Source organism: Paenibacillus sp. FSL E2-0178, assembly GCF_038593005.1.
GTDB classification, from domain to species: domain Bacteria; phylum Bacillota; class Bacilli; order Paenibacillales; family Paenibacillaceae; genus Paenibacillus_AQ; species Paenibacillus_AQ phytohabitans.
The window spans coordinates 5,203,932-5,221,147 of the sequence record NZ_CP151953.1 but is presented as its reverse complement, the minus strand read 5'-3'; the positions used below and the strand labels follow the sequence as shown (position 1 = coordinate 5,221,147).

The window sequence follows — 17,216 nt, the reverse complement described above, 5'->3', positions numbered from 1 at the left end:
GATTACACCACCACGGTTGTGATACCGGTATAGCGCACTACCGTACGCCTGAACAGCTTGAGCTTGGCTTCATCGCTGACATAAGACCGCTTGTGGAATACGTCATAGCCGTCTGCCTCTACGGCATCAAGAATGGCGGCATAGAAGGCGGCAGCGAGTTCAATTGACATGCCGCTCTCCCAGGGATACGTATGCACATTCTCCAGGCCCTTTTCAAACCAGTGCAGCGCCTCCGCCCTAAGCTCCTGAAGCACAGCGATAAACGGCTCATTAACCTCTCCGGCTTCCAGCTCCTGCTGGCTGTAACCCTGTCGCTCCATAACCTCAAGCGGTACATATCTCCGCCCTCTCCGCAGGTCCTCGCCTACATCACGGATAATATTCACCAGCTGCATGCCTATACCCAGCGATATCCCTGCGGCCCGTGCCGCTTCATTCTGATCATCCCGCAGAACGGGCAGCAGCATTTCCCCTACGGTCCCCGCTACAAGATAGCAGTAGCTCTTCAGCTGCTCCATCGTTTCGTACCGGGTGAAGGAGAGATCTCTGATCTGGCCTTCCATCTGCAGGTGAAAAGGCTCACGCTGAAGCTGCGGGAAGCTGCTGAACAGCCAGCGCAGCGCCGGCCAGATGAAATGTCCGTCCGCCTCCTCCAGATCCCTGAAATGCGCCTTCAGTTCATGAATACTGTACGGTGAGCTGTCAGGCTCATCCACACTGTCATCAATAATCCGGCAGAAGGCATAAATAACATGCACTGCCTCACGCCTGGGACTTGGCAGAAAATTAAAAGCCTTATAAAAGGAAGTAGACCCTTTCTTCATCAGTTCTTCACATTGCTGCAATATCCTTTCATTCATGACCGCTCATCTCCTTTATCAGTTCTTGAACTGCCAGCCTGGCTCCCTGCATCACAATCGGCACACCGCCGCCGGGATGGACGGATGCTCCTGCGGCATACAGGCCTTGGAGCGGATACGGCTTCGGTTGAGGCCGGAATACACCGGATTGGCTTAACATCGGGGCTATTCCGAAGCTCCCGCCCCCGTACATCCCTTCCTTACGGGCATCCGCCGGCGTTCTTAGCCTGCGCCAGACTATACTGGCGGTAAGCCCCGGGAATCCGCGCTTCTCGGCATCCCTTAGCACCTTGACGGCCAGTGCTTCGGCGATATCATCCCAATCCTTATCCGGTGCTGCCGGAACAGGGACAAGGAAATACAGTATACTTTCTCCGGGAGGAGCGGCACTGTCGTCCAGCACTACCGGGTTGAACACGTAATATGAAGAATCAGCAGGGATCTGCCCGCGGTCAAACACCTCATGGAGACTGCTATCCAGACTGTCCGGCAAGAAGAACTGGTGAACCTGAGACTGCGGCCAGCGCTTGGATACAGCTGCATAGATGAGCAGGCAGCCTGAGGAAGGTGTGAAGCTGCCGCGCCGGATCAGTTTATCAGTAGCGCCGCTTGTCTTATTTGTAGTTCCGGCCAGATTCTTGTCCCGCTTGAACAACCCGGATGGCAGCAGCTTCTCAATATGCGGGAAATCACCGTTGTACAGCACGGCATCATAGGTTATCTGCCGGCCTTGAACAACAACCCCGCGGCATCTCCCCCCTTCTACCATCAGGGAATCAACTTCTGTACTGGTATGAATCTGTACTCCGCGGCCCTCCAGCTCCCGGGCAATAATCTGCGGCAGGGTGCCATATCCCCCCTTCAGCATCCAGATGCCGAAGGCATGCTCCGCGTAGGGAAGCATCGTATAGATTCCCGGTGTGCGGAAGGGGGCTCCGCCGATATACAGGCTCTGCAGGGAGAAGGCATCCCTTAGCTCCTCATGCCTGAAATATTGCCCCACAGCAGAGCGCAGACTTCGGTACGCCTGCAGACGGACCATCAGCGACACATTGGCCGGGCTGAAAAATTCGCGCCCGTTCTTATAGCCTCTCTCCAGAAACGAAGCCCTGCCCTTTGGATACAAGTGTGACATATCTTCCATAAACCGCAGGAAGCCCTTACCTTCTCCGGGATACAGCCGGTCAATCTCCTCTTCCTGCTCTGCGGCCCCCGCGAATTTGGTCAGCACGCGCCCGCTCCTGAAGTGAACCCGGTAAAGCGGATCACAGCGCAGCAGCTCCAGACTTCCGCGCGGCAGCCCGCCTTCCTCCAGAATATCCAGAAGCATCTCCGGCAGCAGCACAATGGTAGGCCCGCGGTCAATCCGGTAGCCGCCTTGTTCTTCAAAGGCAACACGCCCGCCCACCTGCTCTGCGCGCTCGTACATTACAACCTCATGCCCCTGCCGGGTAAGCAGCAGCGCTGCGGTCAGCCCGCCGATTCCGCTGCCCACAACGGCTACGCGGCTCATAGCGGAACCCCCGCGCCCGCGCCGGGAGCGCCGGCCGGCACGGTGAAGCTGCCCCGCAGGGCCTGGTCGTGCTCCCGCAGCAGCCGCGCACTGATCTTCGCCGACTCGAAGATCGTCGGCAAGCCGCTGCCCGGATGGGTTCCGCCTCCGACCAGCCAGATGCCGCGCACCTCCTCGAAGGTGTTGTGCGGCCGCAAATGCATCATCTGCCCCAGATTATGGGCCAGATTAAAGGTTGCGCCGTTATATACATTCAGCTTGTTCTGCCAGTCCAGCGGAGAGAAGAATAAGCTCTCTTCCACCCGCCCGGTTATTCCCGCAAGCTGGGGAATCTGCTCCAGGCGCTCCATCATCTGCGCTTCAACTTCCGCACTCGCCTGCTGCCAGTTGACCTCTGCGCTCAGATTAGGCACCGGCAGCAGCACATAGAGTGAAGACTTGCCCGGCGGCGCCAGCGTCTTATCGATAACCGACGGATTATGGACGTATATGGAGGGGTCTTCGGATAATACCCCAAGCTTAGTAATTTCTTCGACATTACGCCGGTAATCGGCGGAGAAATGAACCGAATGATGACCAAGGTCCACCTCCCCATCGATACCCAGATACAGCATGGCTGTTGAACAGGAGTATCTTTTCCGGGCAACCTTGCGGGGGGTGTATTTCTTCAGAATGCCGGGCTCGAACAGCTGCGTCATCGCTGAGCCGAAGTCGGCCCCGATCACAACGTAATCCGCTTCCACCCGCTCCCCGTTCTCCAGCAGCAATCCTGCCGCATGCCCGTTCTTGACCACTATGCGCTTCACTCCGCTGGAGGTGTGCACATGCCCGCCATGCTCCTGAATCACCTCAGACATCGCCTGAAGGACACGGTTAATTCCGCCTATCGGATGGTACAAGCCGTAACGGTGCTCCATATAGGACAGGATCGTGAACGTACCGGGACATTCCCAGGGCGACATCCCCAGATATTTAGCCTGAAAGGTAAACGAGAACCGCAGCCGTTCATCATCGAAATACCGGGACAGCCGGTTGTATACATTATCTGCGGCGTTCAGCTTAGGCAACGCGTGCAGTACATCTCTTTTCATATAGTCACCCAGGGATTGAAACGGACGCTGCAGCAGCGGAATGACTCGCTCCAGCTTGTCGGCTTCATCGGCCATAAACCGGCGGTAGCCGCTCCCGTTGCCGGGAAACAATCGCTCAATCTCTCCGGCAGTCTGCTCCTGGTCCGTAGAAGGTGTAAATACGGTATCTCCGAAATGCAGTGAATATAGCGGATCAAGCGGCTTCAAGGACACGTAATCATGCACGGAACGTCCTGCCAGGGCGAACAGCTCCTCCAGCAGATGCGGCATCATCAAAAAGGTAGCCCCCCGGTCAAAACGGTAGCTGCCCAGCTTGAGCTCTCCCGATCTTCCGCCAACTGTATCCTGCTTCTCATAGAGATCCACTGCGTAGCCTTCGGCGGCCAGCAGCATAGCTGCAGCCAGCCCGCCTGGTCCAGCGCCTATTATTGCAACTTTCGCGGTACGTTTGGGTCCAGTCAAGCGCCTTCCTCCTTATAGCTGTCTGTCTTGAGGCAGATAACTCTTTTCAAACATTATACAAAAACTATACAAGTATGATACAAATATCATACATACTTTGCAGCGCCATGTAAATATCAGCAATCCGACTTCCAATAATTAGAGTTCGCAGCCTGTAAAAGCAAAAAAGAACCGGCCGGCCCTCAAGGGGTACCGATCGGTTCTAAAAGCTACATTCTATGCTTCATTCGGGCAAACTCCCGGTCAAACCAGGCTTGCCACTGCTCCGGGGGCTCATCCAGTTTATAGGTCGCCCTGGTGGCCCCAGGACCGGCCGTTTCATATCCTTTGCCGCCGACAATAAATTGCAGCTCCGGGTGCATGCTAGCGAGCCGTCCAAGCAAATCTTCACAGTACGGCACAAGCTCTTCATCCGTAACGGACAGACAGACTGCCCCGATCCGGCCTTGCTTCTCCAGCATATCCATAACACCTTCCTCCGGCGTATTGGCCCCCAGGTAAATGACCTCAACCCCGTTCTTACGCAGGAAAAGCGAGAACAGCAGCAGCCCTATCTGATGATGCTCTCCCGCCGGACAAAAGGCGAGCACCTTCGGCAAATGCGCATAAACGGGAAACACATGAAAAAACTGGGACAGCCGGTTAGAGATCATATGCGTCATATAATGCTCCTGGGCTACCGTTGCCGTCCCTTCTTCCCAGGCATCGCCAACCTTGACCAGCACCGGCACAAGCACCTGATATACCATAGCCTCATAGCCGTACAATGAGAACCCGAAATCGATCAATGCATCCGCCCGCTCGCCCTGGATTTCGTGCAGGGCTGTATAGATCTGCTGCTTCATTTTGTCAATGGCATCTCTGGGGTCGCCGCCCGCCGCGTTCAGACGTTCATCCAGATGTTTCTGCTTACGCATCTTCAGCATCCGCACGGCATGGGAAATACTGATGCCCTGCTTGTCCGTCTGTTCCTTCAACCAGCGAAGGTCCTCGATATTCTCCTGGCTGTACAGCCTGTAGCCCGATTCGGTACGTTCCGGAACAACAGCCTGGTACCTGTTCTCCCATGCCCGCAGAGTGACCGAAGGAATATCGAGCATTTCGACGACCTGTTTGATGGAATACACGATGTATCTCACACTCTTTTCCTATTTACACTGAATACTTCTGAAGATTCAAACCTTATACAAATTATTTACACTCATTATACATTTGCTTCTACTGTATGTCATTAGAACTTGTATAACCCTGCTTTACAGGAACGATACGGTATAAATCCGGTGATTTTAGCAAAAATAGATCTTTCAGATGATTTTGCAGCCAACTGCTTCACTTCTCCTCAGCGGGCGTTAATAGGTAGTTACAATGCCGGCGCCAAGACCTAAGGACTCTGGCTCCGCAGCACCCAGGAGGATCATCCCATGAATCAAGGCAGCCGCTCCATTACGCCCGAACAGTCGCAGCTAATTATAGCTTCCGGTGCGATTACGTCACCCCGCAAGCGGAAACCACAGTTTATTCTGCGACGCCGCTCCAAGATACTGATTGCCGTCATCCTTCTTTTGGTATGGTTAGCCGGGGTAATGATCTACCAGACCCATAAACCGCTGCCTCCCGGGATTTCCGTGGAGAGTCCTGCGTATAAGGTGGAGAATGTAGCCTTCTGGCACGACTTGACCTATCAGGACAGCAGCGGGGCCGAAGCAAGAGAAGAACAGATTCTCCCGAGAATTCTGCAGATTATTGGAGAAGCCAGAGAATTCCTTGTAATCGACCTGTTCCTGTTCAATGACTATACCCACACCGACCAGCAGTTCCCTGCAGTCAGCCAGGAGCTTACTGATAAGCTTATCGCCCAGAAAGCAGCCTATCCCGGGATGGAGATCGCCTTCATTACCGATGAGGTGAATACCAATTACAGCTCTGCGCCCAATCATCTGCTGGAAGAGATGAAAGCCGCCGGAATCAAGGTTATTATGACGGATGTGGATACGCTGCGTGACTCGACCCCGGCCTACTCCGCTGTATGGCGGACCTTCATTCAGTGGTTCGGACAATCCGGCAAGGGCTGGATTCCCAATCTTATGGCCAGCGGAGGACCCGATATTACCGCGCGTTCGTATCTGAAACTGCTCAATGTCAAAGCCAATCACCGCAAAGTGGTGCTCAGTGAGAACACCGCGCTGATCTCTTCGGGGAATGTGCATGACGCCAGCGCCTATCACTCTAACATTGCCTTGGAGGTGCAGGGTCCCATTCTGGCTGACATTCTGCAGAGTGAGCAGGCTGCCGCGAACCTCTCGGGAGCGGGCCCATTGCTGAGCAGGACACCGGACTTCAAGCAGCAAGCCCTCCCCGCCAGGGAGCCGCAGCTCGAGGTCCGCTATTTGACCGAAGGCAAGGTGTACAGGTACGCTCTGGATGATATCAAGGCAGCAGGGCAGGGGGATGTCATCTGGATGGGTATGTTCTATCTGGCGGACGACGGAATTATTGATGCCCTGCTGGCGGCTGACGCACGCGGCGCAGAAGTAAGGCTGCTGCTGGATCCCAATCAGAATGCCTTCGGACGGGACAAAATCGGTATCCCAAACCGCCCGGTTGCGATGGAGCTGAACCGGAAGTCTAAGGGGAATATCGCAATCCGCTGGTACAATACGGGCAAGGAGCAGTATCACAGCAAGCTGTTGTTCATCGCCAAGGCAGCCGGCAACTCCATCGTTCTGGGCGGATCAACGAATTTCACGGCCCGTAATCTGGACGACTATAATCTGGAGAATAACCTTTGGGTATCCGTGCCGCAGGGGCAGCCGCTATATGCTGAAATGGAGAGCTACTTCAACCGTTTGTGGAATAACGAGGGAGCCGAGTACAGCCTGCCGCTGAAGGAATATCAGAGTGAGATTACGTGGATTAAGTATCTCCTCTACCGGATGCAGACCCGCCTCGGGCTCACTACCTTCTGAATATGCCCAAGCAGAAACCTGTAAATTCTTCTATTGGGACAAATAAATATCACCCTAATGGGGAATCAGCTGGAGCTTATGCGGTGTGCGCGACCTGTGCAGCTAATGTAGATTTAAGGCCAACTCTTATTGCTCCATTCGGGCGACTTCTGGGGTAGCCCCTGTAAATTCAGGTGCACTAATGCTCCTCATTTGCTCCTTTGGCCGCATCTGCGGGAATTAGAGGGATTTTTCCCTTTAATTTTCCTAAATCGCCCTCTTTTGGTGGAATTAGATGGATTTTTCCCTTTAATTCACCCATATCGCCCACTTTCGGCGGAATTAGAGGGATTTTTCCCTTTAAATTCCCCACACTGCCCACTTCCAGAGGATTCAGAGTGATTCCTGGAATATCATAAGTCCCTAAATAAGAAAAAGACCGCCGGAGAGCAGCAGCTCCATCCGGCGGTCTTTTCAGCTATTCTCCTTACTACAACAGCGGAGACATCAGGCGGGCTGCCGATTCCAGCAGCCGCTCCAGCAGCCTTTTATCCATGAAGGTCTCATGGACAATCTGCCGTGTGGAGAGCAGGTCACGCTCGAAGTCTGCGACAATGCGCGAGACACTCTCGGTCTGCAGCAGCAGCGCATTCACCTCGAAGTTCAGGTGGAAGCTGCGCATATCCATGTTGGCCGTGCCGATGGTAGCAATCTCCCCATCCGCAATCAGCAGCTTCGAGTGGATGAAGCCCTTCTCATATTCATAAATCTTCACCCCGGATTCCAGCAGTGCCGGGAAGTAGGAATGCGAAGCCAGGAACGGAATCCACTTATCCGGCTTGGCCGGGAACAGCAGACGGACATCCAGACCCGACATCGCCGCCACACGCAGCGCGGTCAGGATATCCTCATCGGGGATGAAGTAGGGGCTGGCGATCCAGACTGACTTTTCCGCCGAGGCAATCATGGAGAAGAAGATATTCTTGAGTGCACGCCGCTCGTTATCCGGTCCGCTGGCAATAATCTGGACCGCTCCGTCGCCGGTCGTGAAGCGCAGCTGCGGGGAGAGGTAATCCTGCTCCAATATTTTCTCACCGGTGGTGTGCATCCAGTCCTGCAGGAAGATAATCTGCATCGTCCGCACCGCTTCACCTCTCAGCAGCATATGCGTATCCCGCCAGAAGCCGTAAGTCTTACTGCGGCTCAAATATTCATCGCCAACATTAAGTCCGCCCATGAATCCGACATCGCCGTCGATGACTACAATTTTGCGGTGATTCCGGTAATTCACCCGGCTGGAGAAAAAGGAGGTTGAGTTGCCATAGGCAGCCACCTGAACGCCGGCATCACTGAGCTCCTTAAGGAAGGCCTTGGACAGCTGAATGCTTCCGACCGCATCATACATAAACCGGACAGCTACGCCCGCCCGGGCTTTCTCGATCAGAATCTGCTGTATGCGTGTCCCAATATGATCCGCCCGGAAAATATAGTATTCCATATGGATATGATGCTGGGCCTGACGCAGCTCGAGCAGCAGGGTCCCGAAGGTTTCTTCACCGTTGGTCAGGATACGCGTCTCTGAATTGAAGGAAATCGGCGTACGTCCCAGTCTCTGCGACAATCCCAGCAGCTTTTGGCGCCCGGGACTGAACACTGACCAATCCTGGTGCATGCGCAGCGCGTCATTCTCAATCCGTTCATAGGCCATCAGGTCGCGCTGGGCCTTCTTATCGTATTTGCGCCGTTTGAACACATTCTGTCCGAACAGAAAATAGAAAACGAGTCCCAGCACCGGAATCAAGGCCAGCAGCAGAATCCAGGACATTGTGGTAGAAGGGTTACGGTTCTCCATGAAGATACCCAGCCCGATAGAGATAACCGTCAATGTGGAGAAAATACTGATGATCGTTCCGGCCGTACTGCCAAAAATACCAAATCCAAAGTAATAAAAAGCCAGCATAGCCCCTATGATGACTAAAGCCTGCAGTCCTCTTCTCATATGCAACCTACCTTCTCGTTCTACCGTTCATCACTAAACTGACACATTTATATATTACATGAAGACACCGTTTCTTCCTACTGGAATCCTATACGAAACTTAAATTGCAACAATACTGTAACCTCTTCGCAGGAAGCTGAACCTGCCGCAGCAACAAATAAGGCGCCCTTCCACTTCGGAAGGACGCCTTGATTATTCAGCTGTTTAGACCATTGCCGCCGCACTGCTCTCCAGCGAAGCCTTCCAGGCACGCAGCATATGCAGATCCTGCGGCAGGAATTCCTCCAGCATGTGGCTGAGTCCAAGATATAGCGGGCTGTCAGTCGCTGCGTTCAGCCGTTCACAGAACTGCGGTGTCCATTTCAGCAGATGCTCTTCGAGGAAGTTCTCCTGGATCTCCAGAAGCTCCATTGCACTGCGGATGGAGAAGCTGTTGTACAGCATCCGTTCATGCAGGACTGCCATGAATTCCAGTTCAATGGCGATATGGTCGTCAGCTTCCCCGCTGCATTTCTTGAACACAATGCCTGCCGAAGCATACACATCGGAAAGTACGTTACAGAATTCTTCTTCACGGCCGAGCTGGGCTGCTTCCCGGGCCACAAAAGTACTGGCAGCACGCTCATTCATCAGCCGCTTATATTCGAGCTTCTCTTTCTCACAGATGGCCGGCAGCATTGCTGGCTCCTGGCTGCACAGGTAACGCTTCAGTTCACGTCCGCCTTCGGTCATTTCTGCAGCAATACTCATCTCACGGTTGCGGCTCCACTGGGCGACCAGTGAGAGCGATGGTTTTCTTCCGTAGAAATCAACCAGAAGCTGATATATTAATCCCCGACTCTCCAGCCAGCGGCTACAAACCTCCGGCACGACAAGTGATGGAACTGTAGGTATAGTCATTTTGCAAATCCTCCCTATTGGTTTGCCGGACGCCGGGGCTTCCTTAAGGTCGCCGCCTGAACTTTCCGGTATCATAGCTGTGTTCTTCGCAAAAGTGAAAGGTTATAAAGTTTGAATCTTCCGCACCTAAATTATATCGAAATTGTTAAGCGCTTTCGGTGAGCATTCTATGACCATTCCCTGAAATTGTCGTACTTTTGTCAAAATTAGGCTGCGTCTTTCATCTTTCGTCACATATTATTTAGGTTGTCCGTTTCTTATGCTGTATGCATTCCCTCCTCTTCCATAATTGCGGATTGGGCCAGCTGAAGCCGTACACATTGACGCAGAGGAATGAAGTCTTTAAAATTTAAAATAAAACTCAACAGGTGAAGGAGTAGTGCCATGGAGCCGCTGACCGATCCTTTTGGACGGATACATGATTACATCCGCATTTCGGTTACAGACCGCTGCAACCTGCGCTGTATTTATTGTATGCCTGCGGAAGGAATGCAATTCCAGCCGCAGGACGAGATTATGAGTTATGAGGAAATTACCGCTGTAGTGGAAGCACTTGCGCCGCTGGGTCTGCGGAAGGTCCGGCTGACCGGCGGAGAACCGCTGGTCCGTAAGGATCTGGAGAAGCTGGTATCCATGATCTCCGCTATACCCGGTATTGAAGATATATCGTTAACTACGAATGGTCTGATGCTTCCGGCCAAAGCCGCAGCCCTGAAGCAGGCGGGCTTGTCACGGGTGAACATCAGCCTGGACTCCCTTCGGCAGGAACGGTTCTCCATGATCACCCGCGGCGGCGATGTCGCCAAAGTGCTGAAGGGGATTGAAGCCGCCGAAGCGGCCGGCCTGTCGCCGATCAAGCTGAATGTCGTGCTGATGAAGGGTATTAATGATGATGAGATCAAGGACTTCATCGCCCTGACGCTGAACAGCCCGCTGAATGTACGTTTCATCGAATATATGCCGATCGGCAGCGCAAGCGATGCCTGGCGGCAGACCTATCTCCCGCTAGAAACGGTAGTGGAAGCCTGCAATGAAGCAGGCTGGACTACCGAGGAAGCCGATATGCCTTCCGGGAATGGCCCCTCCCAGAACCGGCGTGTCACCGGGGCAAAAGGAACCTTCGGACTGATCCATCCGGTAAGCGAGCACTTCTGCGATAACTGCAACCGGCTGCGCCTCACCGCCGACGGCAACATCAAAGCCTGCCTTTACTGGGAGGATGAATATAATGTGCGGCCACTGATAAGTGATCCTGCTGCGGTGCAGGCTCTTTTCCGCCAGGCGCTCGGCAACAAGCCGCATAATCATGAAATGGCGCTGGCCCTGGAGCGTAAAGCGCAGAGCCATACGCCTACCGCCCGCCGCATGTCACAGATCGGCGGCTAACCGCAGGGCGGCATTACCGGTTGAACAAATAAACGGCTGAGATTCCCCGGAGGGGTTCTCAGCCGTTTTGCATGAATATTCAAAGGGAATGCTTTTCCTCAATCCTCAGCCGAGTTTAGTGATATCCGAAATCGATATCTCAAAATCCACGGATAAGGTTCCCCGGATCACATTACGCTCACAGTCTATTTTGGCGGATAGGTCCACACCCTGCATGGTCACGTCATCGCCTTTATAACGTCTGCGGGCCAGATAATAGGTTGCCAGCTCGCGGCGGAACTGAGCATAATTTTCGTTATGAATCAATTTGTTATGCTCACCAAAGACACTGTAAATTTTCCGGTAGGGAATATAGCCCGCAAATCTCTGCAGAATATGATCTACGTTCCACTTGTAACGATTGGCCGATTCAATAATTTTGAATAGTGCCGTAAAGATCTCATTTTCCCGGGTAGAAATGTACTCTACGTACTCATCCAGCACTTCGATTTGTCCATCCAACAAGCGATAGAGATAAGTATTGGCCGTTCCCCATTCCTGGTATTGGGCGATAATCCTCCTTGCTTCCTCAGTGTCTTCCCTTATCCAGCTATAATTCATATACAGGGGCACAATCTCAAGCGCAGATCTATAATCCCCGCACGCTTCAAATGCAGAGGCACGAAGCAGCTGGGCGTATAAAATATATGCATATAATGGTCTTTTGTGTACCTGTCCATTATTTGTCGTACGGCCTGACTCTCTATGTAGCTCATACAGATGAGAAGCAATCCTCACCATTTCATCCGCTAATTCCATTACCTTTTGCCATTCATGTAATGAGAAATACGTATTAGCCAACTGATGTAAAGCATCTAATTGATTGACCTCGTCCAGTCTGCCCACATAACCTTCACATAAAGTAGCTGCAATTAAATTTTTGTGTTGATCATCGCTGAGACCTATTAAGAACAACCGATATTGACAGAGCGCCAGACGCTCGGAATGCTGGTATTTCTCGCTGGCTCCCACATTTTCATAGATTAATGCTGCCGCCTGCCAGCTCTTTTGCTCAAATAATTCCTCGGCGACCTCAAACAGCAGCGGTACATAGAGAAGATTATCCAGCAAATTCTGTACAATCCGCTCAATACAGTCCAGACGTGACAGCGCCGCACATTGCAGCAGGAACGGCCTCAGCCGCCGCCAGGTTGGTGCCGAATCATACAGACATTCATCCACATACTTACTGTAAAAGTAGTCCTCGGGAAGTCCCATCCCGCGTGTAACACGGATCAGATGATTCATCGCCAAGGCCTGCTGACCCTTCATCACCCGGCTGAGTGTACCGGAATGTATGCCGCTGATGATAGCAAATTGATTAATGGACAGGTTATGCCTGAAGAGATACGCTGCTATTTCGTCCCGGATTTTGACTGTATGCTCCACAGTATTTATCACCCTTTTCACACGCTTATCCATAGAATATTAGATCTAACTACTCTGTTGTTTCACTTCATCTGTTCAGTTACTGCTAAGCAGGCGGCCTTTTCTTCATCCGGTAGGTATTATCATAAGAATTAAGCAGTTCATCCAGCACTACGGATTGCCGTATTACCTTAGGATGACCAAAACCGCCATATTGGACTTGCAACTTATGTAGCTTGCTTCTAGCTCTCTCAATACGAATTCTGACACTTGCCGGACTATACATGGAAATCCCGCCTCCTTATGCAATATTATAGATATTTATGTAAAATAATAAAATGTTAGTCTGAACGCATTACCTGTTAACGTGGTTACATGGGCGCTAATTAAATCATGGGTTGTCCATAAAAAAGACGTCCCTGGAATATCAGGAACGCCTTGTCCGGATTAATAAGAATTAGGATAGCGATCAAACATAAATACTAAAAAGTAATCGATTAAATCTAATTATACCTTTTAAACAAAGAGGCTGTTATCAGTCACCAGCTCCGTGCGAATTAACTTGAATTAAAACTTGTGTATTCACAACACCGCTATCGACAGTACCAACAGGTAAAATAATCAGAGCGGCTAAACTACACGAAGCTAACAGCATAATGAGTTTTCTTCTCATTTTCATCCATCACCTTTCTAATCAGAAGTTTGTATTGTTCCTTCTCTTCCTTTTCCGCCTCATGCCGATGTTGTTCAAATAAATCAACACATTTCATTACTATACTCTCACTATTTATTTTAGTGGATGATTCCAAACTTAGCAGTATGAGTTTAACCCCTCCACTTCGATTATTATCTAAATAATAAGTCGCCAATTCAATAAGAAATCTAGCATATTGGTCAGCTATAACTTGTGGATTGTGAGTACCAAGTTCTTTAAGATCTGTTTTATTCAACACATAGTTAGAAAACCTGTCGAGAACATGATCAACATTCCAAAGATAGCGATTTGCCGATTGAATAATTCTATATAGAGCCATAAATATCTCATTGGATTGGGTTGAAATATACTCGACATATTCCGGTATTACCTCTTGTTGACCTGCCAACAGCCGATAGAGATAAGTATTAGCCTGGCCCCATTCTTTAAATTGAGCTAAAATTTTCCGAGTTTCCTCGCTATCTTCCCTTATCCAGCTTCCATCAATATAGAGTTTAATAAGGTTCAGTGCATTATCGTAGTCTTCCCACTCAACACAAGCGCATGAACGCATAAGATGGGAATACAGAATATAATAGTATACAGGATAAATAGCTTTCTTCTCAGGAACGTTGGTGCGCTTCGAATGCCCCAGGTAATCATACTGAATCGTAGCAAGTCGAAGAAGTTCCTGAGCTAATTCGTCCACCTTTTTCCACTGACGGAGTGAATAATAAACAACCACCAGTTGCTTCAACGCATCCAGCTGGTCCGCCTCATCCAAACGCGGGATGTAGCTCTCAAACAGAGTAGCAGCGCGCAGGTTCGTGCTCTGATCATCTCCAAGTGCAATCTGGAACAGGCGGTATTGGCACATAGCCAACCGTTCGGAGTACTGGTATTTCTCGCTGGCGCTTACATTCTCGTAGAGCAGTGCTGCCCCCGGCCAATACCCCTGCTGAAACAATCCTTCGGCTACTTCGAACAACATGGGAACATAGGTCAGATTATCAAGCAGATTATGTACAAGAAGCTCGATACAGTCCATGCGCCCAAGCTCTGCACACTTTACAATAAAAGGCCGAAGCCGCCGCCAGGTCGGTGCCGAATGATAGAAGCATTCATCTACATATAAACTGTAAAAATAGTCCTCGCGTACCCCCATCCCTGCAGTAATTAACTCCAGATGGCTCATGGCAATCGGCTGATGACCATTAATAATCCGGCTTAATGTCCCGGAATTAATGCCGGATCTTATGGCAAACTGATTGATGGACAGCTCATGCTTTGATAAATAATCCACTAGCTGATCTCGAATCGTGGCTGCAGGCTCCAAGGAAACACCACCCTTCCGAATCCCATAATTTAGAATTTTGTGTTTATATCTGTATAGTAGGCGATTATATTCCAAGGGTCAATAGACTAGATTCAGATAAATTATGAATGTGTGAAGTTTTCGAAACAGTTTGGCAACCCGGTTGCCGAATCCGGTTCTGCATGGCTAAATTGGCGTTAAAAGCTCCGCCACAGCTGTATTCCCATGTAGACGGCGATCGCCCAGATCAATAGTGCTGAAGCGGTATTCAGCCTCTTAATCACCTTACCGGAGGCATCCATCCTGCCGAGCAGGCGGCCCGCAGCGGCAAGACCCAGGAACCAGATCCAGGAGACGGCCACCGTAGCCGCCGCGAAAGCCCAGCGCACCATACCGTCATATTGCAGCGAGCTTGTACCGATGACGCCCACCGTATCCAGCAGCGCATGCGGATTCAAGAGGGAAACGGACAGTGCATACAGCATCTGTCCCTTCGGAGAGAGGCGCCCCGCCTCTTCCTGCGCCGGAGAAGAGCGCCAGATTCTCCAGCCCATGAAGCAGAGAAACAGGATTCCCGCACTGTATATAAGGGGCGTGACCCAGTCCAGCGATAGAATGACCAGAGAAATACCGCCTACTGCTGCGGTTATAAGCAGCGTATCGCATGCCGCTGCCGTCAGAACTACAGGCAGCACACTGCGGAATCTCGCGTGCTGTGCCCCTTGATTGAATACGAATATATTCTGCACGCCCAGCGGCAGAATAAGCCCGAAGGCCAGAATGATTCCATGTACAATGGCTTCCGTCATAACTTCTTCCTCCTTCATATAAGCTGTGATGCTGCCGGATGGACAAGCCTCCACAGCTTCTTGCTTCTTCCCGGTTAACGCATTCTGATCGTACTCTGGTGCAGAGGCTGCCGTAACCATCCAAGTTGTCCGTCTCATACCCAGCCAAGCTTAATAGACGACTATGAACCATGGTACACTCAAGGAAAGAAACCACAAAAGAGGAGCCCGTCCCTTGACACATCAGCATCCGCCAGATCATCCAGACTTAAGCACTGCCGGTTCTTCCGGTCACCCTGAAGCTCCCGCACCTGCCGCTCTTGAAAAGGAGCCGGACGGCTCACTCCCTGTCCTTCAAGGCACATGGAAGCCGGACCCGGCTTCCCCGCTGCCGCTTCATAGTCAGATATCCTCCTACTTCCTCGCCAAGATCAGCAGCGGGGCCTGGCCTCCCGGGATGCGGCTGGCTCCGCAGCGTGAGCTCTGCCGCATGCTCGGTGTTAACCGCAGCACGGTGGTCACGGCGCTGGGCCAGCTTACAGCGCTGGGCCTGATTGAGGGCAGACGCGGCGGCGGGACCGTAGTTGTAGCGGATACACGTTCCGCCATCCGGCCCGCCGGCGGTTCAGATACGGTCACGGCTCCGGCAGCAATGGAGCGGACGGGCAACTGGAATGATTATGTGGAGGAGGGGATTCACTATCCCAACCTGCCTACCGTACAGGATATCAACCGGCTCGAATATGAGCCGGGTCTGATCCGCCTCGGCACCGGTGAGCCTGCGCCGGAGCTGCTGCCCGGGGCGGCGATGAACCAGGTGCTGGCCGGGCTCGCGCAGCGCATTCTTCCACCGCTCTCTTATGAGGAACCGCTCGGCAATCCGGCGCTGCGGGCTGCGGTAAGCCGGATGCTGGCCCGAAGCGGCATTGCAGCCGACCCCGCCTCCATTCTTATCACCTCCGGGGCACTTCAGGGACTCCAGCTTATTGCTCTGGGCCTTCTGCCGCGCGGCTCATCGATCCTGCTGGAGAAGCCGTCCTATCTGTATTCGATTCATGCCTTTCAGTCTGCTGGGGTGAAATTCAGCGGGCTGCCCATGGACGGACGCGGGCTGATCCCGGAGCATCTTACAGCTGAGGCTGTCCGCAGCAAGGCGGCGATGCTCTACAGTATCCCTTCCTTTCACAATCCCACCGGAATTCTGATGGATGCCGGGCGGCGCCGGGAGCTCATGCAGGTCACAGGCAGCCTGGGGCTGCCTATTCTGGAGGATGGTGCCTATCAGGAGCTGTGGCTGGATGCACCGCCTCCGCTGCCGCTGAAGGCGCTGGACCGCGAGGGCAGAGTGCTGCATCTGGGCACCCTGTCCAAGGCAGCCAGCCCCGGCCTGCGCATAGGCTGGATTGTCGGCCCGGAGCCGGTGGTCCGGCGGCTGGCAGATATCAAAATGCAGAGTGATTACGGCGCAAGCTCCCTGTCACAGCTGGCTGCCGCCAGTTGGCTTGAGGACGGCTATCATGAGGAGCATCTGCAGGTGCTGCGCGGCAGACTCCGGGAGCGCCGTGATCTTGTGCTGGAGCTGCTGCAGCTTCATTGTGCCGGACTGGCAGCCTGGAATGTACCGGCAGGCGGATTCTACATCTGGCTGTCCCTCCTGCATCCTGTGCCTCCGCGCAAGCTGTTCACTGCAGCCCTGCGCGCCGGATTGCTGCTGAATACAGGCGATCTGTACGACCGCAGTGACCGCGGGCACCTCAGACTGTCCTACGCTTATGCTTCTCCGGCAGAACTGGAGCGCGGAATTGCCCTGCTGGCAAATTTAATCAGGGAAGCTCCATGAATAACACGAATAGCCG

The 17,216-nt window shown here is 52.4% G+C and carries 14 protein-coding genes; 3 read left to right on the top strand and 11 right to left on the bottom strand.

Annotated elements, in window-relative coordinates; all coding sequences use genetic code 11:
* Nucleotides 1-2: 2 nt before the first annotated feature.
* From MHI42_RS22705 to MHI42_RS22690, 4 genes are all read right to left on the bottom strand, one after another.
* Nucleotides 3-860 (bottom strand): phytoene/squalene synthase family protein, encoded by an 858-nt coding sequence (locus MHI42_RS22705; protein WP_042140267.1) that lies wholly within the window; start codon nt 858-860, stop codon nt 3-5.
* Entirely contained in the window at nt 853-2,373 is a 1,521-nt protein-coding gene (gene crtI / locus MHI42_RS22700) for a phytoene desaturase family protein (protein ID WP_342420731.1), read from the bottom strand. The genes MHI42_RS22705 and crtI (MHI42_RS22700) overlap by 8 nt, the downstream gene beginning before the upstream one ends.
* Nucleotides 2,370-3,926 carry a phytoene desaturase family protein gene (gene crtI / locus MHI42_RS22695; RefSeq protein WP_342420730.1) on the bottom strand — a complete coding sequence of 519 codons (1,557 nt, stop codon included), beginning with the start codon at nt 3,924-3,926 and terminating at the stop codon, nt 2,370-2,372. Before crtI (MHI42_RS22695) ends, crtI (MHI42_RS22700) begins: the two co-directional genes overlap by 4 nt.
* 209 nt (nt 3,927-4,135) lie before the next feature.
* Complete coding sequence (locus MHI42_RS22690; RefSeq protein ID WP_342420729.1) at nt 4,136-5,065, bottom strand: MerR family transcriptional regulator; 930 nt, start codon at nt 5,063-5,065, stop codon at nt 4,136-4,138.
* A gap of 282 nt (nt 5,066-5,347) precedes the next feature.
* Here MHI42_RS22690 and MHI42_RS22685 point away from each other — a divergent pair, with 282 nt between their 5' ends.
* Entirely contained in the window at nt 5,348-6,892 is a 1,545-nt protein-coding gene (locus MHI42_RS22685) for a phospholipase D family protein (RefSeq protein ID WP_342420728.1), read from the top strand.
* Between the two features lie 178 nt (nt 6,893-7,070).
* On the opposite strand, the gene MHI42_RS22680 is transcribed toward MHI42_RS22685, so the two are convergent.
* The 3 genes from MHI42_RS22680 to MHI42_RS22670 all read right to left on the bottom strand — a co-directional run bounded on the left by MHI42_RS22680 (nt 7,071) and on the right by MHI42_RS22670 (nt 9,770).
* Nucleotides 7,071-7,244, bottom strand: a complete 174-nt coding sequence (locus MHI42_RS22680; RefSeq protein ID WP_342420727.1) for a hypothetical protein — start codon at nt 7,242-7,244, stop codon at nt 7,071-7,073.
* A gap of 117 nt (nt 7,245-7,361) precedes the next feature.
* A complete protein-coding gene (cls, locus tag MHI42_RS22675) occupies nt 7,362-8,870 on the bottom strand; it encodes a cardiolipin synthase (protein ID WP_042140271.1) in 1,509 nt (502 codons plus the stop codon).
* A 204-nt stretch (nt 8,871-9,074) separates the two neighbouring features.
* Nucleotides 9,075-9,770 carry a molecular chaperone TorD family protein gene (locus tag MHI42_RS22670; protein WP_039309109.1) on the bottom strand — a complete coding sequence of 232 codons (696 nt, stop codon included), beginning with the start codon at nt 9,768-9,770 and terminating at the stop codon, nt 9,075-9,077.
* Between the two features lie 384 nt (nt 9,771-10,154).
* Between MHI42_RS22670 and moaA the strand changes: the two genes are divergently transcribed.
* On the top strand, nt 10,155-11,156 hold the full coding sequence (moaA, locus tag MHI42_RS22665) for a GTP 3',8-cyclase MoaA (protein WP_039309112.1): 1,002 nt from the start codon (nt 10,155-10,157) through the stop codon (nt 11,154-11,156).
* Between the two features lie 105 nt (nt 11,157-11,261).
* On the opposite strand, the gene MHI42_RS22660 is transcribed toward moaA, so the two are convergent.
* The 4 genes from MHI42_RS22660 to MHI42_RS22645 all read right to left on the bottom strand — a co-directional run bounded on the left by MHI42_RS22660 (nt 11,262) and on the right by MHI42_RS22645 (nt 15,381).
* Nucleotides 11,262-12,617 carry a helix-turn-helix transcriptional regulator gene (locus MHI42_RS22660; protein ID WP_342420726.1) on the bottom strand — a complete coding sequence of 452 codons (1,356 nt, stop codon included), beginning with the start codon at nt 12,615-12,617 and terminating at the stop codon, nt 11,262-11,264.
* A gap of 52 nt (nt 12,618-12,669) precedes the next feature.
* Nucleotides 12,670-12,849, bottom strand: a complete 180-nt coding sequence (locus MHI42_RS22655; protein ID WP_042140272.1) for an aspartyl-phosphate phosphatase Spo0E family protein — start codon at nt 12,847-12,849, stop codon at nt 12,670-12,672.
* 349 nt (nt 12,850-13,198) lie between these two features.
* Entirely contained in the window at nt 13,199-14,593 is a 1,395-nt protein-coding gene (locus MHI42_RS22650) for a helix-turn-helix transcriptional regulator (RefSeq protein WP_342420725.1), read from the bottom strand.
* Nucleotides 14,594-14,769: 176 nt separating this feature from the next.
* The gene (locus MHI42_RS22645) at nt 14,770-15,381 is read right to left on the bottom strand and encodes a LysE/ArgO family amino acid transporter (protein WP_171720799.1); all 612 of its coding nucleotides are present in this window, start codon (nt 15,379-15,381) and stop codon (nt 14,770-14,772) included.
* Between the two features lie 214 nt (nt 15,382-15,595).
* Here MHI42_RS22645 and MHI42_RS22640 point away from each other — a divergent pair, with 214 nt between their 5' ends.
* Nucleotides 15,596-17,200, top strand: a complete 1,605-nt coding sequence (locus tag MHI42_RS22640) for a PLP-dependent aminotransferase family protein (RefSeq protein WP_342420724.1) — start codon at nt 15,596-15,598, stop codon at nt 17,198-17,200.
* Nucleotides 17,201-17,216: the final 16 nt, after the last annotated feature.

What these genes read in the sequence shown, in the direction of transcription:
- cls (WP_042140271.1), bottom strand. Translation starts at nt 8,870, where the DNA reads ATGAGAAGAGGACTGCAGGCTTTAGTCATCATAGGGGCTATGCTGGCT.
- MHI42_RS22670 (WP_039309109.1), bottom strand. Translation starts at nt 9,770, where the DNA reads ATGACTATACCTACAGTTCCATCACTTGTCGTGCCGGAGGTTTGTAGC.
- moaA (WP_039309112.1), top strand. Translation starts at nt 10,155, where the DNA reads ATGGAGCCGCTGACCGATCCTTTTGGACGGATACATGATTACATCCGC.
- MHI42_RS22655 (WP_042140272.1), bottom strand. Translation starts at nt 12,849, where the DNA reads ATGTATAGTCCGGCAAGTGTCAGAATTCGTATTGAGAGAGCTAGAAGC.
- MHI42_RS22705 (WP_042140267.1), bottom strand. Translation starts at nt 860, where the DNA reads ATGAATGAAAGGATATTGCAGCAATGTGAAGAACTGATGAAGAAAGGG.
- MHI42_RS22645 (WP_171720799.1), bottom strand. Translation starts at nt 15,381, where the DNA reads ATGACGGAAGCCATTGTACATGGAATCATTCTGGCCTTCGGGCTTATT.
- MHI42_RS22685 (WP_342420728.1), top strand. Translation starts at nt 5,348, where the DNA reads ATGAATCAAGGCAGCCGCTCCATTACGCCCGAACAGTCGCAGCTAATT.
- crtI (WP_342420731.1), bottom strand. Translation starts at nt 2,373, where the DNA reads ATGAGCCGCGTAGCCGTTGTGGGCAGCGGAATCGGCGGGCTGACCGCA.
- MHI42_RS22660 (WP_342420726.1), bottom strand. Translation starts at nt 12,617, where the DNA reads ATGGATAAGCGTGTGAAAAGGGTGATAAATACTGTGGAGCATACAGTC.